General features: G+C 65.2%; 21 protein-coding genes. 7 read left to right on the forward strand and 14 right to left on the reverse strand.

Features of this window, described 5'->3' with window-relative positions:
- Positions 1-13: 13 nt before the first annotated feature.
- The 10 genes from rpoE to ABEG21_RS11420 form a co-directional block, all read right to left on the reverse strand.
- Entirely contained in the window at positions 14-613 is a 600-nt protein-coding gene (rpoE, locus tag ABEG21_RS11375; RefSeq protein ID WP_347554711.1) for an RNA polymerase sigma factor RpoE, read from the reverse strand.
- Positions 614-722: 109 nt separating this feature from the next.
- Complete coding sequence (locus ABEG21_RS11380; RefSeq protein WP_347554712.1) at positions 723-1,352, reverse strand: hypothetical protein; 630 nt, start codon at positions 1,350-1,352, stop codon at positions 723-725.
- Between the two features lie 118 nt (positions 1,353-1,470).
- Complete coding sequence (gene fabF / locus ABEG21_RS11385; protein ID WP_347554713.1) at positions 1,471-2,736, reverse strand: beta-ketoacyl-ACP synthase II; 1,266 nt, start codon at positions 2,734-2,736, stop codon at positions 1,471-1,473.
- A 266-nt stretch (positions 2,737-3,002) separates the two neighbouring features.
- Entirely contained in the window at positions 3,003-3,242 is a 240-nt protein-coding gene (acpP, locus tag ABEG21_RS11390; protein WP_347554714.1) for an acyl carrier protein, read from the reverse strand.
- A gap of 152 nt (positions 3,243-3,394) precedes the next feature.
- Positions 3,395-4,144, reverse strand: a complete 750-nt coding sequence (gene fabG / locus ABEG21_RS11395; protein WP_347554715.1) for a 3-oxoacyl-ACP reductase FabG — start codon at positions 4,142-4,144, stop codon at positions 3,395-3,397.
- A 127-nt stretch (positions 4,145-4,271) separates the two neighbouring features.
- A complete protein-coding gene (gene fabD, locus ABEG21_RS11400) occupies positions 4,272-5,222 on the reverse strand; it encodes an ACP S-malonyltransferase (RefSeq protein WP_347554716.1) in 951 nt (316 codons plus the stop codon).
- Between the two features lie 171 nt (positions 5,223-5,393).
- Complete coding sequence (locus ABEG21_RS11405) at positions 5,394-6,404, reverse strand: beta-ketoacyl-ACP synthase III (protein WP_347556747.1); 1,011 nt, start codon at positions 6,402-6,404, stop codon at positions 5,394-5,396.
- Positions 6,404-7,528 carry a phosphate acyltransferase PlsX gene (gene plsX, locus ABEG21_RS11410; protein WP_347554717.1) on the reverse strand — a complete coding sequence of 375 codons (1,125 nt, stop codon included), beginning with the start codon at positions 7,526-7,528 and terminating at the stop codon, positions 6,404-6,406. The genes ABEG21_RS11405 and plsX overlap by 1 nt, the downstream gene beginning before the upstream one ends.
- 451 nt (positions 7,529-7,979) lie before the next feature.
- Positions 7,980-8,159, reverse strand: a complete 180-nt coding sequence (gene rpmF / locus ABEG21_RS11415; protein ID WP_347554718.1) for a 50S ribosomal protein L32 — start codon at positions 8,157-8,159, stop codon at positions 7,980-7,982.
- Positions 8,160-8,390: 231 nt separating this feature from the next.
- Entirely contained in the window at positions 8,391-9,452 is a 1,062-nt protein-coding gene (locus tag ABEG21_RS11420; RefSeq protein WP_347554719.1) for a DUF177 domain-containing protein, read from the reverse strand.
- A gap of 92 nt (positions 9,453-9,544) precedes the next feature.
- Between ABEG21_RS11420 and ABEG21_RS11425 the strand changes: the two genes are divergently transcribed.
- Together ABEG21_RS11425 and ABEG21_RS11430 are read left to right on the forward strand one after the other, a co-directional pair.
- A complete protein-coding gene (locus tag ABEG21_RS11425) occupies positions 9,545-10,240 on the forward strand; it encodes a Maf family nucleotide pyrophosphatase (protein WP_347554720.1) in 696 nt (231 codons plus the stop codon).
- 54 nt (positions 10,241-10,294) lie between these two features.
- Complete coding sequence (locus ABEG21_RS11430; RefSeq protein WP_347554721.1) at positions 10,295-11,041, forward strand: SAM-dependent methyltransferase; 747 nt, start codon at positions 10,295-10,297, stop codon at positions 11,039-11,041.
- Between the two features lie 77 nt (positions 11,042-11,118).
- Here the strand turns inward: ABEG21_RS11430 and ABEG21_RS11435 are convergent, their stop codons facing one another.
- From ABEG21_RS11435 to ABEG21_RS11450, 4 genes are all read right to left on the reverse strand, one after another.
- On the reverse strand, positions 11,119-12,357 hold the full coding sequence (locus ABEG21_RS11435) for a S49 family peptidase (protein ID WP_347554722.1): 1,239 nt from the start codon (positions 12,355-12,357) through the stop codon (positions 11,119-11,121).
- Between the two features lie 71 nt (positions 12,358-12,428).
- A complete protein-coding gene (locus tag ABEG21_RS11440; protein WP_347554723.1) occupies positions 12,429-13,088 on the reverse strand; it encodes an HAD-IA family hydrolase in 660 nt (219 codons plus the stop codon).
- Between the two features lie 17 nt (positions 13,089-13,105).
- A complete protein-coding gene (locus tag ABEG21_RS11445) occupies positions 13,106-14,164 on the reverse strand; it encodes an RluA family pseudouridine synthase (protein ID WP_347554724.1) in 1,059 nt (352 codons plus the stop codon).
- Between the two features lie 303 nt (positions 14,165-14,467).
- A complete protein-coding gene (locus ABEG21_RS11450) occupies positions 14,468-14,632 on the reverse strand; it encodes a hypothetical protein (protein ID WP_347554725.1) in 165 nt (54 codons plus the stop codon).
- A 737-nt stretch (positions 14,633-15,369) separates the two neighbouring features.
- Here ABEG21_RS11450 and ABEG21_RS11455 point away from each other — a divergent pair.
- The 5 genes from ABEG21_RS11455 to ABEG21_RS11475 all read left to right on the forward strand — a co-directional run bounded on the left by ABEG21_RS11455 (position 15,370) and on the right by ABEG21_RS11475 (position 23,128).
- Positions 15,370-18,924, forward strand: a complete 3,555-nt coding sequence (locus ABEG21_RS11455) for an Rne/Rng family ribonuclease (RefSeq protein ID WP_347554726.1) — start codon at positions 15,370-15,372, stop codon at positions 18,922-18,924.
- 335 nt (positions 18,925-19,259) lie between these two features.
- On the forward strand, positions 19,260-20,330 hold the full coding sequence (moaA, locus tag ABEG21_RS11460; protein ID WP_347556748.1) for a GTP 3',8-cyclase MoaA: 1,071 nt from the start codon (positions 19,260-19,262) through the stop codon (positions 20,328-20,330).
- A gap of 101 nt (positions 20,331-20,431) precedes the next feature.
- Entirely contained in the window at positions 20,432-21,067 is a 636-nt protein-coding gene (gene mobA, locus ABEG21_RS11465) for a molybdenum cofactor guanylyltransferase MobA (RefSeq protein ID WP_347554727.1), read from the forward strand.
- A 22-nt stretch (positions 21,068-21,089) separates the two neighbouring features.
- Positions 21,090-22,667, forward strand: coding sequence for a gephyrin-like molybdotransferase Glp (glp, locus tag ABEG21_RS11470; protein ID WP_347554728.1), 1,578 nt, complete (start codon positions 21,090-21,092; stop codon positions 22,665-22,667).
- A gap of 170 nt (positions 22,668-22,837) precedes the next feature.
- Positions 22,838-23,128 carry a hypothetical protein gene (locus tag ABEG21_RS11475; protein ID WP_347556749.1) on the forward strand — a complete coding sequence of 97 codons (291 nt, stop codon included), beginning with the start codon at positions 22,838-22,840 and terminating at the stop codon, positions 23,126-23,128.
- The last annotated feature ends 6 nt before the right edge of the window (positions 23,129-23,134 follow it).

Raw genomic sequence — 23,134 nt, forward strand, 5'->3', positions numbered from 1 at the left:
AAGCTCCCTTATTCTACCAACGCTTCCCGCTTTGCCGCTCCAGCATCGGCCGCAGCTTCGTCGCGATCGCCTCGCGGGCACGAAAGATCCGCGACCGTACCGTGCCAATCGGACATTGCATCAGCTCGGCGATCTCTTCGTAACTCAGACCGTCGATTTCGCGCAGCGCGATCGCATTACGCAATTCCTCCGGCAATCCCGCCATCACGGCATTCACCGTTTCAGCGATCTGCTTGCTCATCAACACCGATTCCGGCGTGTTGATATCCCTTAGAAGGCTCGCATCGTCAAAAGTTTCCGCATCTTCACTATCTGTGTCGGTCGCGGTAGGCGCACGACGTCCTTGACTCGCCAAATAGTTCTTCGCCGTGTTGACGGCAATCCGGTAAAGCCAGGTATAGAACGCCGATTCGCCTCGAAATTGGGGAATCGCGCGGTACGCCTTGATGAAAGCCTCCTGCGCGACATCCTCGACCTCCGACGGATCGCGCACGAGACGCGAGATCAGACGCACGATCTTGCGCTGGTACTTGCCGACGAGCAGCTCGAAAGCCACTTTGTCGCCGCGTTGCACGCGTTCTACCAGTTCCTGATCGATATCTTTTTCACTCACCGTGCGTCCACGTCCTTTGCGTCCGCCCGGTTCGCCCAGGCGTCTCTGGAAAATTGTAGCCGTTTCACTGCATCCCCTTCATCCCTTTCGATGCCACCCGAGCCGGCCTTCACCAGGGCGACAGAAATCCGGCGCCGCGCCGCATCGCCTGGCACCGCGCGCACAGCGCATGAAAGCGTTCCGGCGTCATGGTATCGGCAGGCAGGCATAGGCAAAATCGCGCCGGCGCCCCGCCTTCCTCGGTCCGAGAGCGCCGTCCGCCCGGTGCGGCATGCGCGGCCGACTGGCCGCCCGGATAGCGCGGGCAGACGGTCAACCAGAGACAGAGACCGCCCCACTGCACCATCTCAACAATACACACTTCGTCGACGCCGTCGGCTGCCGGCCCCGCCTTCGACGCCTCAGGCACCGACAAACCTTCCTTATGCGCCCCATGACGCCGGCAGCCAGCCAGCAGGCGCAGCCGGGCATTTTGCCATCGCCATAACGGCGCCGCGCGCCAGTACAAGCGCGCGTCGGCATGGCCGAGGAGGACCAGCCGTGTGTAATGTCGACGCTGACGATGCGGGGCAAGCGCAAGAAGGCAGGCGACCAGCGCCAGAAACATCAGCCCTGCCAGCCAACCGCCGACACTACCGCCGCGCAGCACACCGATCTGGGCCCACGCGGCGGTGCCGAGTGCGATTACGCTTCCCCGGCCCCAGCGCATGCAGCGCGAACCTGCGATATCGACCCGCATCCCTGCTGCTCCCTTCCGTCCGCCCAATGCAAACACCGGCGCCCGCTTACGCGGAACGCCGGTGTCAGACAGCTCGGGAGCGATCGCGTTCCCTGTCGGGACGCGATATGGCCGTTCGTCAGATCTTCGCGAAGACGAGCGTGCCGTTGGTACCGCCGAAGCCGAACGAATTCGACATCGCATAGTCGATCTTCATCGGCCGTGCCACATTCGCGCAGTAGTCGAGGTCACAGCCCCCTTCGATATCCTGATTGAAGATATTGATGGTGGGTGGCGACATCTGGTGATGAATCGCCAAGACCGAGTACACCGCTTCAATACCGCCCGCGGCGCCCAGCAAGTGACCGGTCATCGACTTCGTCGAGTTCACGACAACTTTCTGTGCGTGGTCGCCGAGTGCCCGCTTGATCGCGATCGTCTCGGCCACATCGCCCAGCCCGGTGGACGTGCCATGGGCGTTGATGTAGTCGATCTTGCTCGGATCGATCTTGGCATCGCGCATAGCCAACACCATCGCGCGGCGGGCGCCGTCACCATCTTCCGGCGGTGCCGTCATATGATGCGCGTCGCTGCTGCGACCATAGCCGATAACTTCGCAATAGATCTTCGCGCCACGGGCCTTCGCATGCTCATACTCTTCGAGCATCAGCACGCCGGCACCTTCACCGAGCACGAAACCATCGCGCTCCGTGTCCCACGGCCGGCTGGCCGTCGCCGGATCGTCGTTGCGCTGCGACAAGGCACGCGCCGCGGCGAATCCGCCGATACCGAGCGGCGAGACCGTGGCTTCGGTGCCGCCGGCCAGCATCGCATCCACTTCACCGTAGACGATCGCGCGGAACGCGTCGCCGATGGAATGCGTGCCGGTCGTGCAGGCAGTGACGATGGCGAGGTTCGGACCCTTCAGGCCGAACTTGATCGACAGATGGCCGGCGACCATATTGATGATCGAGCCCGGCACGAAGAACGGCGAGATACGTCCCGGGCCTTTTTCGGCCAGGATCATCTGCGTTTCTTCGATCCGCGGCAGACCGCCAATACCGGAACCGACGATGACACCGATGCGCTCGGCATTGGCCTCGGTGACCACTAGGCCGCTGTCTTGCATCGCCTGCATCCCTGCGGCAATGCCGTAGTGGATGAAGGTGTCCATCATCTTCAATTCCTTCGCCGGAATGTACTGCTCGGCGTCGAAATCCTTCACCTCACCAGCAAAACGGGTCTTGTACTTCTTGTTCCCGTTTGCGTCGACCGCTTCCGCGTCGAATTTGGTGATGTTGGCAATGCCGGTCTTGCCGGCGACCAGATTGGCCCATCCATCGACAACGGTATTGCCGACTGGGGAAATGTGCCCAAGGCCCGTAACAACGACACGGCGACTCACATTGACCTCTTGAGTTTCATAACACGCAATAAAAAACAAAAGCCACGACAGCAACAGGACACGCCCTGTCACTCTCGTGGCCCTGTTTGATCGGCCCGGAACGATCGGCTGCACGGCACTGCAGTCTCATCTCAACCGAGACCCGTGCCGACACGACGTTCCGTTGCCTAACATCCCTCTGGCGGCTCGCCCCGGGATGCAACACGCGGATCGATGATCGATGCGTGTGCGGTCCCGGCATATCCGGAATGCCAGTGTGCCCGAAATCAGGCCTTCACGTTCGCGCGAGCGTAATCGATCGCTTGTTGCACGGTCGTGATCTTCTCGGCAGCTTCGTCCGGAATTTCCATTCCGAATTCGTCTTCCAGTGCCATCACCAGTTCCACCGTGTCCAGCGAGTCAGCGCCCAGGTCGTTGACGAACGAAGCCTCATTCTTGACTTCCGACTCACCAACGCCGAGTTGCTCGACGACGATCTTTTTGACGCGCTGTTCGATGTTGTCCATTCAGGCCTCCAGGAGGAAATATAAGTTCAAATTGCGAGTGCGCGCATTTTAGCAGGTTTGTAACCGCTGAAAGCATCGCCTCCGCGTGATGGGCGACTGGAAAACGCCACCGCGGCGAACCGCGGACAAAAGACGCTTGCCAATCGGGCTCCCTACCCCATAAACATACCGCCGTTGACGTGCAACGTCGTACCGGTGATATATGCCGCCTGCGGCGATGCCAGAAACGCGACCGCGTGGGCGATGTCGTCGGTACTGCCCAGGCGGCCCAACGGAATCTGCGCCTTCAGCGCCGTCTGCTGCGCCTCGCCGAGTTCCGCTGTCATGTCTGTTGCGATAAATCCAGGTGCTACACAATTCACGGTGATGCCGCGGCTACCCACTTCGCGAGCCAACGAGCGCGTCAGGCCGGCCACGCCGGCCTTCGCTGCCGCGTAGTTGACCTGTCCGGCATTGCCGGCGGCACCCACGACCGATGTGATATTGATGATGCGGCCCGTGCGCGCCTTCATCATCGGGCGAATCACGGCACGGGACAGGCGGAACACCGCCTTCATATTCGTGTCGATCACGTCGTCCCAGTCTTCGTCCTTCATCCGCATGATCAGCTGATCGCGCGTGATGCCGGCGTTGTTCACCAGCACATCCAGACGACCGTCCTGCTTGACGATCGTATCGATCAAGGCATCCGCTGCCGGTGCGTCGTTGACATTCAGCACCACACCGCGCCCTTTCAGGCCCGCTTCGGTCAACGCCGCGGTGATGCCATCGGCACCCGCCTGCGAGGTGGCCGTACCGATCACCGTCGCGCCAGCTTTTGCCAGCCCGAGCGCCACGGCCCGGCCGATGCCGCGCGAAGCGCCGGTCACCAATGCGATCTGATTGTCGAGCATCTTTTCCATGAAAATTCGCGTGCACCCTTTTGTGATTCGTTTGCTGCCATTCCGCCGGCCCACCGCGCGCTCGGCCCGGGATGCCCGCGACCTACGCGCCTGCTGCCGCCGCGTCGCGCATCGCCGCCGCGTTGGCTCAGGCCTGGCCCGAGATCGCCGCCAATGCGTCGCTGAGCGAGGCAGGGTCGCTGATCCCCGCACCCGCCCGCTCCGGGTCGATGCGCTTGGTCAGGCCGCTCAACACCTTGCCCGGGCCACACTCGATGATCGTGCGGACATCCATCCGCGCGATCGCCTGGACGCACTGCACCCATTGCACCGGTCCCGATGCCTGGCGCACCAGCGCCTCACGGATGCCGTCCGGGTCGCTGACCACGGCGACGTCGATGTTGTTGACCACAGGAATGGCCGGCGTGCGGATCGTAACGTCAGATAGCCGCTCGCGCAAGCGATCCGATGCGGGTTTCAGCAACGACGAGTGAAATGGCGCCGAAACCGGCAGCGGCAACGCGCGTTTCGCGCCCCGCGCCTTGGCGATTTCGCACGCTTTTTCCACGCCGGCCTTGGAGCCGGCGATCACGACCTGGGACGGCGCGTTGAAATTCACCGCTTCGACCACTTCGCCGGCACCGGCCGCCTGCGCTGCTTCGTCGCAGACTGCCCGCACCGTGTCGTCGTCGAGACCGAGGATCGCCGCCATGCCGCCCACGCCCACCGGCACCGCCGACTGCATCGCATCGGCGCGGAAACGCACCAATTGCACCGCATCGGCAAAGCTCAAGGCACCCGCGGCCACCAGGGCCGTGTACTCGCCCAGGCTATGGCCCGCGACGACGCTCGGCGCCGGGCCGCCGGCGGTCTGCCATACGCGATAGATCGCGTAGGCGGCGCTTAGCATCACCGGCTGCGTGTTCGTCGTCAGGTTCAGCGCATCGGCCGGACCGGCGGCGATCATCGCCGCCACATCGAAGCCAAGGGCATCGGACGCTTCCTGCAGCGTCTCGCGCACCACCGCGTTATCGGCGAAGGCGTCGAGCATGCCGACGGATTGCGATCCTTGACCGGGAAAAACAAAGGCGAAAGTCATATGCGTCTTTAATTGGGTTGCGCCGCGCGTTACGCAGCATGCCACACCGCCCGTCCAGAATGCCGACACCGGGCATCCCGCGCACAGGGGGCGACAAACAATCGAATAAAAGCGTCGAACAACAGCGATCGAATCAGGCCGGATCGCCATCGATCCGAGCCATTGTAGACATTACATGTGGAGCAGCGAGGCGCCCCAGGTAAACCCGCCGCCGACGCCTTCCACCATCACCAGCTGACCCGGCTTGATGCGGCCATCGCGAACCGCCACATCGAGCGCCAACGGGATGGAGGCCGCCGACGTGTTGCCGTGTTCGTCCACCGTCACGACCATCTTGTCGAGCGGCAGGCGCAGCTTGCGGCACGTGCCTTCCATGATGCGGATATTGGCCTGATGCGGGATCAGCCAATCGATGTCGTCGGCCGTCTTTCCGGCCTTTTCGAGCACCTCGACCGCCACCTTGCCAAGCACGTTGACCGCCAATTTGAACACGGCCTGGCCATCCATGTGCAGGAAGGCATTGCCAGCCACCACGCCGCCGCTGACATGACCCGGCACGCACAGGATGTCGGACTGGCTGCCGTCCGCATGCAAGGCATTGGCCAGCACGCCCGGCGTTTCCGAAGCGGACAGCATCACGGCGCCGGCGCCATCGCCAAACAGCACGCAGGTGGTACGGTCGTTGAAATCGAGAATGCGCGAGAACGTTTCGGCGCCGATCACCAGCACATTGTCGTACATGCCACTGCGGATATACGCATCGGCAGTCGACAAGGCATAGACGAAGCCGGAACAGACCGCCTGCACGTCGAATGCCGCGCTGCCGTTCGCGATACCGAGTTTCTGTTGCACCAGGCAAGCCGTACTCGGGAACACGAAATCCGGCGTCGACGTCGCGACGATGATGAGGTCGATCTGCTCCTTGCCGAGGCCGGAGGCGGCAATCGCCTGCTTGGCTGCCTCGACCGCCAGATCGCTGGTGCGCTCATCCGGCGCGGCGAAATAACGGGCTCGGATACCGGTACGCGCGACGATCCACTCGTCGCTGGTTTCGATATCGCGCGCGGCCAGTTGTTCCGTCAGCGCCTGATTCGATACACGGTTGGCGGGCAGGTAACTGCCGGTGCCGACGATGCGGGCGTAACGGGGAGACGAACGAAGGGAGTCGCTGGTTGAAGCCATCATGCCTTTGCGGAAAGCGTTTCGCCGGGAACGGCAAGCGGGACCGTCACGGCAGCCGGCGTCTCCGAGACCGCCGTTGCCGCCGAAATCGGCGTTACTCTGGCCTGCAGGCCGAGCGGATCGACATTTTCCTCGAGCGCCTTTTCGAGCCGTGACTGCACCCCGTTCTTTACCGCATCATACCCGCGTTTCAGCGCCCAGCCGAAAGCGTAGGCATCGGCCGAGCCATGGCTCTTGATGACGATGCCGCGCAGGCCGAGCAAGGCGGCGCCGCTGTATCGGCGGTGATCCACGCGTTTGCGTACTTGCGAGAGCACTGGCCAGGCCAGCACCGCTAGTAACTTGGTGAAGATCGAGCGGCTGAACTCTTCCTTGATGATGCGCGAGAGCATCTGCGCCAGGCCTTCGGACGTCTTCAACGCGACGTTGCCGACAAAGCCGTCGCAGACGACGATATCGGTCGTGCCCTTGAAGATGTCGTTACCCTCGACGTTGCCGTAGAAGTTCAAAGTGCTCGCGCGCAGCAATTCGCCGGCGCGCTTGATCACGTCGTTGCCCTTGATCACTTCCTCGCCGATATTGAGCAAGCCGACCGTAGGCCGATCCTTGTTCTCCGTCGCGGAAACGAGCGCGTGACCCATCTCGGCGAACTGCAGCAGATGCTGCGGTTCGCAATCGACGTTCGCGCCCAGATCGAGCACCGTCGTGAAGCCCTTCTCGTTCGGCATCAGCGTCGCCAGCGCCGGACGTTCGATGCCGGCAAGCGTTTTTAGGACATAGCGCGAGACGGCCATCAGCGCGCCGGTATTGCCCGCCGACACGCAAGCCTGCGCCTGCCCTTCCTTGACGAGGTTCAGGGCGACACGCATCGAAGAGTCTTTCTTGCGCCGCAGCGCGACTTCGACCGGATCGTCGGAACTGACGACTTCGGTGGCATTCACCACCCGCAGGCGCGGCGCGCCGACAGCCTTGCATTTCGCCAGTTGTGCCTGGACCGCTGCTTCCTGGCCAACCAGGATCAGCTCGACATCGTCGTGGTCACGGGCGAATTCGACCGCGGCCGGCACGGTCACGGACGGGCCGAAGTCGCCGCCCATGCAATCAATGGTGATTTTTACGGTCATGCGTGCACCGCGCCCGGGGAAAGGCGCGAGGAATTACCGGAGCACGCCAGGCGCCACGCAGCATCTTTCGATGCAAGCACAGCGCCCGCGAGCAGACGGCGACAGGTCAGCAAGCTGACGGGTCGCACAGGCCGCAAGCGGGAGGCGTCACGAAAAATCGGGAAAGCCTGCCAACCACAATACGCGATCCCGAGTGCCGGCGCATCGACGCGCAGGCACCCCTTCGAGTGGAATGGCCATCGGGACAGCATCATCGCTTTGGACAATGTGTTCGTATTACGCCAAACATCGGGAACACGCAAGACGCTCGCCCGCGCCCACCTGACGGCAGACATCGAATGACAAGCGTCGGCGATTGACAGCCAGGCAACGGATAACCGCGGTACAACCGCCCTATCCGGCCTGAAACCGGACAGCGGCAGACGAACATCGGTTCGTGCCTTCAAGACAATCAGTCGTTCTTGGTCTTAACGACTTTTTTGCCACGGTAGAAACCGTTCGGGCTGATGTGGTGACGACGGTGCGTTTCACCCGACGTAGCATCGACAGCCAGCGGTGCGGCTTCGATGAAATCGTGCGAACGGTGCATGCCGCGCTTCGACGGCGACTTCTTGTTTTGCTGGACTGCCATGAAATGCTCCTAAATAGGGTGCGAATTCTAACACAACTCGATGCACCGCTGACGAACCGCCAGTCGGCCAGGCCGCGTCGGGATAACCGATGCTGCATCGATGCAACATCGGGACGACGCGGTCGCCATTGCGGCCGCCTCGTATTCTGCTGTGATCGCTCGCCCGGATCAGGGAAAACGCGGTGCATTCGACCGCCGATCCTTCCCTCAACCGCTATGCGAGCGCTCGTCTTAGTTCTTGCCGCTTGGATCAGACGTATCGGATCCCTGATCCGACTGGCCGCGATCGACACTTTCAGACTTGTCGCCGGCCGCCGCCTTCCATCCCGCCAATGCCGATGCGAAAGGTTTGCGCGTCGGCCCACTGGCCGAGGCACCCCCTTTTATCGCACCGGGCTTGCCTCGGGCCTTCCCGGCCTGCGGCACTGCCGACGCATCCGCATCGTCCGCCACGTCGGGCGATGCGGCGGAGATGTCGACGCGCTCGCCCGGCAGCGGCGTCGGATCGTCACCGGCGGCGTCCGCCAACCGCGCATCGATATCTTCGACGCGATCAACCCCCAAGGCACCGTCGGCGCCGCTGACGACGCTCGCATGCACGGCCGGGCAGACACGATGTTTCGGCACCATCGGCAGGGACAGCACGATTTCCTCGTCGATCAGGTCGAGCAGATCGAAATCCGCCGAGCCGACTATGACATCGTCCTCCGCGTCGTCGCCCGCCAGGGAGTCGGCCTGCCGCTCGTCCCGCGCCACGCGATAGCCGGCTTCCACCGATACGGGCCAGGAAAACGGCTGCATGCAACGCTGGCATTCGAGCCAGACGGCGCCCTCGATGGTCACCGTCAGATGCGGCTCGGTCGCCTGGAAGGCGCCCACCGTTTTCTCGGCGCTGTCGCCCTCGCCCCGTGCCGGGCGGGCCGCCGCGCTCGATGCGGGCAGGAAGCCGCTGCGTCGGCGCAGGACCTTGCGCATCTCCCCTTCGGCATGCCAGCGTAGCGGCGAATCGGCCGCTTCGGCCGGCGCGTCGGCGGGCATCAAATCCGCCACGCGCGGCAATGCCGACAGTGGCACCACGCCCCGCGTTTCTCGGGCAGCGCGGATAAAGGCTTCGAGGTCGAAGGCGCGCAATGCCTCGGCGCGGGATCGTCCCGTACCGTGGGCCGCCGTCGACGCGACATCGCCGCCATCACGCTCGGCGTGATCAGGCCGGTCGGCGCCCTGCCCGGACATCGGCGAATCCGCTTCGCTTCCCGGCATTCCCGCCTTGTTTCCCGTGCCGTTCCCACCCATTACAGTCTCCGCGCCAACCCTGCCCGGCGAAAAACAGAAAATAGTAAGATGCGAGTTGTTTCCCGTCAAGTAGTTATCGCAGGTTTTGCCCTATGTCCGATCTGCTATCCGCCCCCCGTCCCGGCCTCGTCGCAGGCGCCCCGGAAGCGTCCGCCGCTGCGCGTACGCCCGATAAGGCGCCGGCCCTCGTGCTAGCCAGCGGCTCGCGCTATCGCGCCGAATTGCTGTCGCGGCTACGGCTGCCGTTTGTGTGCGACACGCCGGATCTCGATGAAACACCGCGCGCGGACGAGTCTCCGCCCGACACCGCGATGCGGCTCGCCATCGCGAAAGCGCGTGCCGTCGCGGGGCGCCATGTCGGCGCACTGGTCATCGGCTCCGATCAGGTCGCCGTCTGCGAGGGCGTCCAATTGGGCAAGCCGGGCGACCATGCGCGGGCGCTGGCCCAGCTGCAGCAAATGCGGGGGCGACGGATCGTTTTCCATACCGCCGTGTGTCTGCTCGACGGACGCAGCGCCGCGGCGGACCGTGCGCCCTGCCAGACCGCCGATGTGCTGACGACGGTGACGATGCGCGATGTCGACGATGCGACTCTCGACGCCTACCTCCGTGCAGAGCGGCCCTACGACGTGGCGGGCAGCGCCAAGGCTGAGGGCCTCGGTATCGCCCTGCTCGACCACGTTCAGAGCGACGACCCCACCGCCTTGATCGGTTTGCCGTTGGTGACCGTCAGCGGCTGGCTGCTGCAGGCCGGCATCCCGTTGTTCGAACTGGCCGCTTGCGGCTAAGATGCGGGCCACAGCCTCCGCGCCTCACCCGTATCAAAAAAACGAGAGATTTTCATGAGCCAAGCGGGCACCTTGTATCTGATTCCGAATACCCTTGGCGAAGGCGACGACGCCGCGCTGCGCCAGGTATTGCCCGACCCGGTGCGGGCCGTCGCGCAGCGTCTGCGCTATATCGTCGGGGAAAATGCGAAAGCCACGCGCGCCTTTCTGAAGCGCGTGGGCACCGAGATCCCGATTCAGGACATCCAGATCAGCGAGCTGAATATCCGCACGCAATCCTCGCCCTCGGATGCCGTCCTCGATGCCATGCTGGCGCCGTTACTGCAAGGCCACGATGGCGGCCTGGTGTCGGACGCCGGCTGTCCGGCCGTCGCCGATCCCGGCGCCCTGCTGGTACGGCGTGCGCACGCGCTCGGGATTCGCGTCGCGCCGCTGGTCGGGCCGAGCTCGATTTTGCTCGCACTGATGGCATCGGGGCTGGACGGCCAGCGCTTTGCGTTTCACGGCTATCTGCCGACCGACGCGGCGGAACGGACGCAACGGCTGCGCGAGCTGGAAAAGCAATCACGGGCGCAGCGTCAAACGCAGCTTTTCATCGAGACGCCGTATCGCAATGCGGCCATGCTCGACGCGCTGTTGGCAGCCTGCGCGCCGCAAACGCACCTCTGCTTCGCTGCCGACCTGACGCTGCCGACGGAACAGATCGTGACGCTAACGCTGGCCCAATGGCGCGCCCTCGCGGCCGCACAGCGCCCGGATATGGGGAAGCGACCCGCCATCTTCCTGATGCTGGCGCACTAATAGAAAAGGCGCCGAGGCAGTGCGTGCCATCGGCGCCCTGACTGTCCGTGCCGCCGACGGCGGCGCGGCTGACCGGCTTAGCGCAGCGTATTCGCGCTGTCGATCACCTCGCCGACGGCCGCCGCACCCAGCGAGGCCCCCAACGACGTACCGAGACGACGCGCAACCCGATCGGCCAGGCTGTCCTTGACGGTGAAGTCACGGGTGCGCTCGACCTTGATCACATCGCGCGCCACGCTGCCGGTGTCGCCGAGCGCGTCGGCCAAGCCCATCTGAATACTCTGCTCGCCGTCCCAGAAGGCACCGGAGAACATATCCGGCGTTTCATGCAAGCGGCTGCCGCGGCCCTGTTTGACGGCGGTGATGAACTGCTGATGAATGCCATCGAGCATCACTTGCAGCCGTTGCTTCTGGTCGTCAGTCTGCGGCGAGAACGGATCGCCGATCGCCTTGTTGACGCCAGCCGTCTGCACTCGCCGCTCCACGCCCAGCTTGTCGAGCAGGCCAGGGAAGCCGAAGCCCTCCATGATCACGCCGATCGACCCGACGATACTGGCCTGATCGACGTAGATCTTGTCCGCCGCGACGGCGACATAGTAAGCGCCCGATGCGCCGACGTCGCCGATCACCGCATAGACCGGAATCTTCGGGTACTGCTTGCGCAAGCGGGTCAGGTTGCGATTGATGATGCCCGCTTCCACCGGACTGCCGCCCGGGCTGTTGATCTTCAATACGATGCCGGCCGTGCCCGGATTCTTGAAGGCCGCTTCCAGCGAGGCGTCGATATTGTCGGAACTGGCCTGCGTGTTGGCCGCGATGACGCCAGTCAAGGTGACGACGGCCGTGAACTTGCTGCTGGCGTCGACCACCGGCTTGCGGTCTTCACGCATCCAAAAAACGCCGACGAGGATCGCCACGACGATCGCCAACCAGATCAGCCGGAAGAAAATGCGCCAGCGTCGTGCGGCACGCTGCTCGCGAATCGCGGCCAGCGCCGCATTCGCCAGTGCCTCGCTGGCCCAGCCGTCGCCGCGGGGGCCGAAAGGCCCTTGCGGCCCCGGGGGAACGCCGTTGCCCGGCGGTCCGTACGGGCCATCACCGCCGCCATTGCCGCCATTGCCGCCATTGCCGCCATTGCCGCCATTGCTGCCATCGCTGGCGCCGCTCGCGCCACCGCTGCCGGCGCCGTATCCGGCGTTCGTCACCGGGCCCGGGGCCGCAGAGGAAGACATCGACGGCGCTTCGGCGCCGCTACCTGCCGCGCGCCACACCGGTTCCCGCTCGACCGTGGTCCGGCCGTTGTCATCCACATTCATCTTCTCTGGCGCCCCTTGTCAGATCCGGTACGGATCGCTTACAGCCTGTTTTACCGCGTGTCGGCTCGCCATCAACCGTTGGAAGTCAGCCATGCGTGCAACTCGGCCACCGAATTGGCGCAAAAACGCGGCGCCAGCGCCAGTAAAGGCTCCGGACGATGCGCGCCGTAGGTCACGCCGATGCCGGCGACGCCGGCATTGATCGCCATCTGCAGATCGTGCGTCGTATCGCCAATCATCACCGTCCGGTCGGCATCCTGTCCGAGCTCGCGCATCAATTCCTGCAACATCGCCGGATGCGGCTTGGAAAACGTTTCGTCGGCGCAGCGCGTGGCATCGAACAGCGTCGCCAGCCGCGTCTGCGCCAGCGCCCGCGTCAGGCCCACGCGGCTCTTGCCGGTCGCGACCGCCAGGAAATAGCCGGCCTCGCGCAGCGATTCCAGCATATCGCGCGCGCCGTCGAACAACGCAAGATGCGGCTCGCCCGAGACAAAGTGATATTTGTAGCGCTCGACGAGCTTGGGATAGTCGACGGGGTCCAACGTGGGCGCGACTGTTTCCAACGCATCGCGCAATCCCAGGCCGATCACATAGCGCGCGGCATCGCCGCCCGGAACCGGCAGCCGCAGGTCCCGGCAGGCGGATTGCAGGCAATGGGCAATATGGGCGGTCGAATCGCTGAGCGTTCCGTCCCAGTCGAACACAATCAGGTCGTATCGGTCTCTGGCCATCGGCTTCGTAATAAGGTTCAGTCTGCAGCCCGCAATTGGACCAGAAATCGTTGGCACTCGGCAGGGAGCGCGGCTTCGAATTGCAGCGGCTCTCCGGTTGCCGGGTGGGTTATGCGCAATTTTGCCGCATGCAAAAACATGCGCTTCAGGCCCGGATCGGCATTTGCCCGACCCAGCGCCTTGTTCAAGGCGAAGTCCCCGTATTTGTCGTCACCGGCGATGGGCGCGTCCAAATGCGCCAGATGCACGCGGATCTGGTGCGTACGGCCCGTCTTCAACTGCGCCTCCACCAACGCGAAGCCGTCGGGCGCACCCGCCACCGGCCGTCCCGCGCCCTGGCCATCGGCGGTCCGGAACCGTTCGATCAGCGTGAACACGGTGTGCGCGGCCTGCCCCTCGGGATTGACCGTCACGCGGCGCTCCCCTTCGGCGTTCACGTATTTGTGCAGCGCGGCCTTGACGACCCGCTTGGCGTCCCGCCACCCGCCCTCCGGCGCACGGACACAGGCCAGATAACGCTTGTCGGTCTGGTTCTCGCGCAATTGCGCATGCAGATGCGTCAACGCCGCGCGCTTCTTTGCCAGCATCAGGATGCCCGACGTCTCGCGGTCGAGCCGGTGCACCAACTCGAGGAAACGCGCATCGGGACGCGCCGCGCGCAGCTGCTCGATGACGCCGTGACTGACGCCGCTGCCGCCGTGCACCGCCACCCCCGCCGGTTTATCGATGACCAGCAGGTGCGGATCTTCGAACAGGATCGGAAAGTCGGCGGCCGGCACATACGCACTGCGCGCCGGTGCCGCACCGTCCTCTTCGGTCCCATTCGTGGCCGTGCGTATCGGCGGCACGCGGACGGTGTCGCCGCTGACCAGCCGATATGTTGCGTCGATGCGCCCCTTGTTTACCCTGACTTCGCCCGATCGCAAGATGCGGTAGACATGACTCTTCGGCACGCCTTTACAGACGCGCAGCAAGAAGTTGTCGATGCGTTGCCCCGCATCTTCGTCGTCGATTTCGATCATCGCGGCACGATCCGCGAATGCCTGTTGCCGGGACATTTTGCCTAACTCTTTCATTCTGCCTATAATTTGCCCAGCAAGTCGCGTCTGCAGAGACCTGACGGTGCAGACGCTTCGTGAGTCCGGTAGTACGGTCTCACGGCCCCGAGGTCTTTCCCGACCCAGACGGCGTCTGTCCGGCATGCATCCAGGACCGGACTTGCCCTGGTGCGACCAATCGGTATTTTACCGCACCACGGGGGTTGCCCACCCGACAATACCGGGCAATACGTAGCACGCACGTCGCAAGAGACCGGCAAGGACTCCGCCCACAGGCGGGTTCGGTCATCGTCTCGCGCCGATGGGCATCGAGTTGTGGCATTAAAGAATTTTTCCGACCAGCGTGACGTCCCGCCTCGACTTCGGCGTTTCGACGACGGCACGCTGGCCGGTTGTGAAGTAGTTGGGACCGGTGGCCGACGCGCCTTGTATGAGCGCCTCGCCGCCGGCGAACAAGATGCAATGAAAGGTGTTGCCGTTGTACACGATGTTCACGACGGCGCACGGATGCAGCAGCGGAGACCGGCCTACCAGGCCGATCGGGTAAAGGTGCCGGCCTCGGAACAAGGGGACCGCCACTATGCAGTAGAAGGGGAAGCGCTCCCGGACAGGCCGCCATGCGGCGCTCCCTGTCGCGACGGCGCCCCTGCTCTCTGCTTGCCCCCTCCGCCCTTGCGGCGTCGGAACGCCCGCCCCTGTACGCGGTGGCCGCCGGCGACGCCTGCCTGGATCTGGGCAGTGCATCCGTGTACCGCATGGCGCGACGTGGTGAGCCACCCAGCGCCGGCGTGCAATCGTGTGGCACCTCCTGGCGTCGCGAGCTTCGTGGCGTCTTGAGTGTGTCGGCAGGCCTTTCGGCGCGCCGCCGGACGCGTTTCGTCCGGCGCGTCCCGCGCATCTTGACCGTGTACAGCCGCATCGGCAGCGCGGCGCCCCTGCGGCGCACGTTGTCAGCGCGTGCCGCGCTTTCGCGAGAAACCGCGGTGCAGCGGCCCACGACACCGGTACGGTTCCCGCTTCACGTGCGCTTCGGCCGTGGCAGGCCCTGCGTGCACCCGCCCTCCGGCGGCCTGCATGCGGCCTGTCCGGGGCACCGTCCCCGGCGCCGACGCCGTTCTCCGCCATCGCTTCGACTCCCGCGTGTTTTGCATTTTTAAAAAGCGCGGCGCACGCGGCTATCCGTCATTCGGACATCAGCCCGCAAAGCCGCACTGGAGTCGTTTATGAAACGCATGTTGTTCAACGCGACGCAGCAAGAAGAACTGCGCGTCGCGATCGTCGACGGCCAGAAGCTGATCGACATCGACATCGAGACCGCAGGTCGCGAACAGCGTAAGGGCAATATCTACAAGGGCGTCATCACCCGGATCGAGCCGTCGCTGGAAGCCTGCTTCGTCAATTACGGCGAAGATCGCCACGGCTTCCTGCCGTTCAAGGAAGTCGCCCGTCAGTACTTCCGCGAAGGCGTGGATATGCGCACCGCGCGTATCCAGGACGCATTGCGCGAAGGCCAGGAACTGATCGTTCAGGTCGAAAAGGAAGAGCGTGGCAATAAGGGCGCCGCGCTGACCACGTTCATTTCGCTGGCCGGGCGCTATCTGGTCCTGATGCCGAACAACCCGCGCGGCGGCGGCGTATCGCGCCGTATCGAGGGAGACGACCGTCAGGAACTGCGCGAGACGATGGCGCAACTGGTCTGCCCGGAAGGCATGAGCATGATCGCCCGCACGGCCGGTATCGGCCGCAGCGCGGAAGAATTGCAGTGGGACTTGAACTACCTGCTGCAACTCTGGCGCGCCGTCGAGGGCGCGGCCGAGAGCATGAAGGCGCCGCTGCTGATTTATCTCGAATCGAGCCTGGTGATCCGCGCGATCCGCGATTACTTCCAGCCGGATATCGGCGAAATCCTGATCGACACGCAGGAAATCGAGGAACAGGCCCGTGCCTTCATGAGCGTGGTCATGCCGGGCAGCATGGGCAAGGTCAAGCGTTATCACGACGACGTGCCGCTGTTCTCGCGCTTCCAGATCGAGCACCAGATCGAAACCGCGTATTCGCGTACCGTCCAGTTGCCGTCCGGCGGCGCGATCGTCATCGATCACACGGAAGCGTTGGTATCGATCGACGTCAACTCGGCGCGCGCGACCAAAGGCGCGGACATCGAGGAAACGGCGACCCGCACCAATCTGGAAGCCGCCGACGAAGTCGCGCGCCAGTTGCGGCTGCGCGACCTCGGCGGCCTGATCGTCATCGACTTCATCGATATGGAGTCGTCGAAGAGCCAGCGCGAAGTCGAGCAACGCCTGAAGGACGCGCTGCGCCATGACCGCGCCCGCGTGCAGATGGGCAAGATCTCGCGCTTCGGCCTGATGGAGCTGTCGCGCCAGCGCCTACGCCCCGCCCTGTCCGAAGGCAGCCACGTGACCTGCCCGCGTTGCAACGGCACCGGCCACATCCGCGATACCGAATCGTCGGCGCTGCAAGTGCTGCGCATCATTCAAGAAGAGGCGATGAAGGAAAACACCGCCGCGATCCACACCGAGGTACCGGTGGACGTGGCGGCTTTCCTGCTGAACGAGAAGCGCTCGGAGATCCATAAGATCGAAACGCGTTTCAAGGTCGCCGTCCTGATGATTCCGAACAAGCATCTGGATACGCCGCATTACAAGCTGGAGCGTCTGCGTCACGACGACGCGCGTCTGGACGAGCCGCGCAGCAGCTACAAGATGGCGATTGCCGCGGCCCAGGCGCTGGAAGCGGAGAACACCGTCAGCCGCCGTGCCGTTGAGACCAAGCCGCGTCAGGAAGCGGCCGTCAAGGGCATCACGCCGGACCAACCGGCGCCGATCTCCTCGCGTGGCGAAGGTCTGGAGCAAGCCGCTCCGGCCAGCGCCGCGGTCGCGCCGGCCACGCCGGCGTCGGCACCCGCGGAAGCCGGGTTCTTCGGCTGGATCAAGCGTGCGCTCGGTCTGGGCGGTGGGTCCGGAAGCGCGGCAAGCAGCAACGCGGCGCCGCAACCCGCCACGCCGGCCGGCACGCAAGCCGCTCCGGGCAATGCCCGCGGCGAACGCAACGGCCGCGGTGAGCGCGGTAATCGTGGCGGCAATCGCGCCGATGGCGCGGAGCGTGGCGAACGCGGCGAGCGAGGTACCGGTGAACGCGGTGCAGCGCGCAACGGCGAGCGTGCCGAGCGCACGGACCGCGCGGCGGCGGCCAATGGCGCCGCACGCGAGGGCCAGAAACCGCGTAACGGGCGTCGCGACGAGCGCGCCGCCGGTGCACCGGTGAACGGTGCCAATGCGGCGGTGGGTGCCGTCGAAGGTAAGGAGGTCCGTGAAGGTCGCGAAGGACGTGAAGCACGCGAGCCGCGCGAAGGCCGCGAGCCGCGTGAGGGTCGCGAAGGCCGTGAACCGCGTACGGCGGCAAATGGTGCAGCGGCCGAGCGGCCGCGTCGCGAACGTCAGGAACGCGGCGAAGCGGGCGAACGGGTCGAGAAGGCCGAACGTCCGGATCGTCCGGAACGCGGCGAACGTCCGGCGCAAGCACGGGGCGAGCGACGTGAGCGTCGCCCGGCAGACGCCGTCGCAGCCGAACGGGGCGAAGCGGGCGCCGAAGCGACCGTGGATGCGTTGACGGCATCGGCGCAAGCCGGCGTGTCGACGCCGGTCGCCCACGAAGCCGATACGGCGCCGCGTGCGCCGAATCTGTCGACGGAGCCGGTGGAAGCGTTGGGCGCGGTCGCGATCGCCCACGACGCGCTGCCGGACCCGGCAACGGTGGCAGGCGATCTGCAGGCGGTGCAAGGCGAGCGGGCCGACGGCCCGCGTGACGGCGAGGAACGCCGTCGCCGCCGACGCGGTCGTCGTGGCGGTCGTCGTGAGCGCGAGGAAGACCAGGCCGAGCGTGACTCCCAAGGCGACGGCGTATCGGAAGACGGTGCGTCGGGCAATGTGAACCACGCGGCCGATCTCGCTGAAGGCGATGGCCATCTGGCACCGACGACGCCGACACCCGCACCGGCACCGGCAAGCGCCGCGCACACCGAATCGGCTCCGGTCGCTTCGGCGCAGGCAACCCCGGCCCCCGCCGATGGCGTCGTCGCGCACGCACCGAGCGCGTACGGCGTACCGGCGCATGCCCCGTCCGTCGAGCCGGCGGTGGCAGCGACAGCCGTTCCGGCCACCCACGCCGAACCGACGCCCGTTGCCGCGGAGACGCCCGCACCGGCGCATGCCGTGCCCGACGTGACGCCGGCGACGCCGTCGCGCGACGCGGCGCATGCCGAGGCGCATACGCAGCTGACATCGACATCGGATGCGGCCTTGTCGTTGGCTGCGGCCACCTCGCTGGCGACCCCGGCGGGCGACGCCGTCCGTGCCGAAGCGGCGGCCCCGTCGCAGCCGGCCGACATCGCGGCTGCACCGGCGACGCCGGTTCAGCACGAGGCGGTCGTCGCTGCCGCAGCGACGCCAGTCGCCGCCGAGCCGGTGGCACGGGCCGAAGCGGAACCGGTGGCGGTCGTGCCGGCGGCAACGCCGGCCAAGGCAGTCAGCATCGATCCGCAGCACTTCGAGCCGATGTTGGCCGAAGCCGGCCTCACGTGGGTCAACACCGATGCCGCCAAATGGCGCGCGGCAGCCGATGCGGCCGCCAGCGTTGCACCGGTCGCGCATGCGCCGAGACAGCGCAAGTCGCAGCCTGCCGTGTCGAGCGAGCCGCTCGTGCAAGTTGAGACACAAGGCCGTGTCTCGAACGACAGCGGCACGCCGAACGCCTAAACCGCGTCGATCGACCGGGTGCGGTGCGTCGTAGCGCCGCACCCGGTCGGGCCTGCCACGCGGCAGCCCGAGACGGAAAATCTCAAAAAGCCCGGTACGGCACCCGCTGTATCGGGCTTTTTACCGTATACAGTTGTGCTGGAAGTACAGTCTCAGCCCCTGAAGGAAACGCTTCCCGTAGAATAAAACCATCAGCAAGGCAAGCCAGACATCCGACGCATCCGAGACGCACCGTGCAGAAGGTCATACCGATCCAAGCGATTTCCCCCGCCCATACGCCTTCGCAAGACGGCCCGGGCGCTTCCGACACGACCGCGGCCTTATTGCGCCATGCGATCGCGTTACCGGTGGCGATGGCCCAACAGGGCGTGCGGGACCGTCTCGATCGGCCGATGCGCGATCTGCGCATCTCGGTCACGGACCGCTGCAACTTCCGTTGCGTCTACTGCATGCCCAAGGCCACCTTCGGCAAGGACTTCGCTTTTCTGCCGCAGCAGTCGCTGCTGCGGTTCGAGGAAATCGAGCGCATCGCCCGTGCCGGCGCCGCGTTGGGCGTACGCAAGATCCGGCTGACCGGTGGCGAGCCGTTGCTGCGCAAGAATATCGAACAGTTGATCGAGAAGCTGGCAGCCATCCGCACGCCCGACGGCCGCTCGCTCGAACTCGCGATGACGACGAATGGCGCGCTGCTGCGCCGCAAGGCACGCAGTCTCGCCGACGCGGGATTGAACCGCGTCACGGTGAGCCTGGACGCGCTCGACGATGCGATCTTTCGCGGCATGAACGATGTCGACTTTCCCGTCGCCGACGTGCTCGATGGGATCGATGCCGCGCGCGAGGCCGGTCTGGCCCCGCTCAAGATCAATATGGTGGTCAAACGCGGCGTCAATGAAGATCAGATTCTGCCGATGGCGCGCTACTTCCACGGTAGCGGTGCGATCCTGCGTTTCATCGAATATATGGACGTCGGCGAAACCAACGGCTGGCAGCGGGACCACACGCTGCCGTCGCGCAATATTATCGATACCGTCGGTGCCGCCCTCCCGTTGATTCCGGTGGGCCGTCATCATGCATCGGAGCCGGCCGAGCGTTGGCGTTATGTCGATGGCGGCGGTGAAATCGGCGTCATCTCTAGCGTCACGCATGCGTTCTGCGGGGATTGCACCCGTGCGCGGCTGTCTACCGAAGGCGCGCTGTATCATTGCCTTTTCGCTACCCGCGGCTATGACCTGCGCGCGCTCGTGCGCGACCCCTCGGTCGATGATGCGCAACTGACCGCCGTACTGGCCGGGTTGTGGCAAGGTCGGGACGATCGTTACTCCGAACTGCGCGGTCGTCAGCCGGCCGACCCCGCCGCCCCGAAAGGAAACGCACGTCGAATCGAGATGTCCTATATCGGCGGTTGACGTCGACGATCGCCTGGCTGCCGCGGAGCGCCCTATCGCTGCCGCGCAAAAGGCTGATCGCGCAGGCCATACTCACGCCGCTTACCGTGCAAGATGAAACGATGACCCCCTCCCCGCTCGATGCCATTCCCCGCGAAGCGATCACCGGCGTGATCCTGTGCGGTGGCCAGGGCAGCAGAATGGGGGGCATCGACAAGGGCTGGATCGACTTCGACGGGCAGCCGCTGGTGCAGCACGCCCTGGCCCGATTCGCGCCGCAGGTCGGCACGCTGCTAATCAGCGCCAATCGCAATATCGACCGTTATGCGGCGCTCGCACCGGTCGTGACGGACACGGAGCCCGATTTTCCCGGACCGCTGGCAGGCATCGTCGCGGCACTACACGCCACGACGACACCGTATCTCGCCTGCATTCCCTGCGATGTGCCGCGCTTGCCGAGCGATCTGGTGCAGGGTCTGGCGCACGGCTTGCTGTACCAAGCCGGCGAGGATGGCGCGGCGACCGTGGCCGTGGCCGCGACGCACGACACGACAGGCCGCCGCGTCCATCCCGTCATCGCGCTAATCGACCGCACCATCCTCGACAGCAGCGAAGCCGGGTTGCGACAAGGCGAACGCCGCATGATGTCGTGGCTCAGGCGCCACAACGGCCGGACTGTCGATTTTGCCGATTCGACCGCGTTCTACAATATCAACACGCCTGCGTTGCTGGAACATGCCAGCGACGCGACGCCATGACGCCCATCGGCGCTCCCTGACCTTGCCAGACACTTTGCCCTCTGCCGTGCCGCCTACCGCTCCAACCGCCGTGCCGCCTGCCTCTACCGACCTCGCCGCCGCGGCCCGTGCCGCAGCGGCGACCGGCACGCTGGCGTCGTATGTCGCGAGTTGTCTCAGCGCGGAAGACCCTGACGCCTTACATGTGGACGCGGCGCGGGAGATGTTGCGCGATGTGATGACCCCGGTGGCGCGGACCGAGACCGTCGGCTTGTTGCAGGCGCTCGGTCGCTCGTTGTCGGAAGCGATTCACGCGCCGATCGACGTGCCGTCTTTCGACAACGCCGCGATGGACGGCTATGCCTTCGACGGCACGCTGCTCGACGTCGATCCCCGCCCTGCCACGCTCACCTTGACGGTCGTCGGCCAGGCCTACGCCGGACATCCGATGACGCGGACGGTGCGGGCCGGCGAATGCGCGCGCGTCATGACCGGCGCGCCGATGCCGCCCGGCACCGACACGCTGATTCCGCACGAATATGCCGTCGGCGTCGGCGCGACGCATGCCGACGATACGAACGATGTCGCGGACGTCGGCGGGCAAGCCGACCAAGCCGGCCAAACCGGGACGGCGGCTTCGGCCTATCCCGTGACGCGCGACGTCGTCTTGTCCACGGCCAATTTTCGCAAGGGCTCGAATCGACGGCGCGTCGGCGAGGACGTTCAGCGCGGACAGATCGTTTTTGAGACGGGACGCACATTGCGCGCGCCCGATCTCGGCGTGCTGGCGTCGCTGGGGATCGCATCGGTGCGCGTGCGCGCGCGGCTACGTGTCGCGTTTTTCTCCACTGGCGACGAACTCTATCCGGTAGGCAGTGACCTGCCCCCGGGCGGGCTGTACGATAGCAATCGCTACACGCTGCATGGCATGCTCACCCGGTTGGGCGTCGAAGCGATCGATCTGGGCGTGGTACGGGATGATCCGACGGCGCTCAGCGAAGCGCTACAGCGCGCCGCCGCGTGCGCCGATGCCGTCATCAGCTCGGGTGGGGTATCCGCTGGCGACGCCGATTTCGTGCGCGACGTCTTCAGCAAAGCGGGCGATATCGTATTCTGGAAGCTGGCGATGCGCCCCGGTCGGCCCTTTGCGTTTGGCCTGCTTTCATCGGCGACGGGACACGGCAACGCAAACGCGGCATGTGCCATTCCGTTTTTCGGTCTGCCCGGCAATCCGGTCGCCGTGGTGGCGAGCTTCTATCACATCGTCCGCGATGCGTTGCTGATCGCGATGGGGGCCGCGCCGCAAGCTCCGCCCCGCATCCGCGCCCGCCTGGAAGCAGGCGTTCGCAAGCGCGCCGGACGCACCGAGTTCGCGCGCGGCATCGCACGGCGCGGTCGCGCATTGCCGACCGGGCGTGAGCAGCATGACGTCGAGGCGGGCGCCGAATTCGACGCGGCGTCGGCGGACGAGGATTGGCGCGTCGCCTTGAGCGGCGCGCAAGGTTCTGGCGTTCTAAGCTCCATGAGCAAGGGCAATTGTTTTATCATCCTGCCGCACGACAGCGCCGATCTTCACGCGGGCGACTGGGTGGATATTGTTTTCTTTGAGGGTTTGATATGACAACGACTCCGCACTCCGACGACCAGTCGCAGGAGTCCGCGCCGGCATCGACACCGGATGCCACACCGAGCGACGCCCCGACGGCGGCGGCAAGTGCCGCGGCGGCACAGGGCCATCACCGCCATGACCTGTCGCATATGCTGTTTGCGCACTCGGTTCCGGGCACCGAGGTGAAGAAGCAAATTTCGTATATCGCACCGGGACAGACCGTTAAGGCGCTGATGTTGGCCTATCTGACGTTCAGCGTCCCGTTGGTGTTGTTGGCGCTGGTGCTGGGCTTTGTCCGCAACGGCGGCGAGATGGATATTCGCGGCGCCTTGGGCGCGCTGTTCAGCGCCTTGATCCTGAACGGCATCGTCGGCTTCGTCCTGCTGTGGATTGCCTGCCGCGCCTACAACTGGATCGCTTCGCGCTTCGGCGGTATCGAGATCACGCTCTCGGATCCGCCGAAGGACGTGTGACGCCCA

Origin of the sequence: Robbsia sp. KACC 23696, from assembly GCF_039852015.1 — a bacterium.
In the GTDB taxonomy this organism is placed as follows: domain Bacteria; phylum Pseudomonadota; class Gammaproteobacteria; order Burkholderiales; family Burkholderiaceae; genus Robbsia.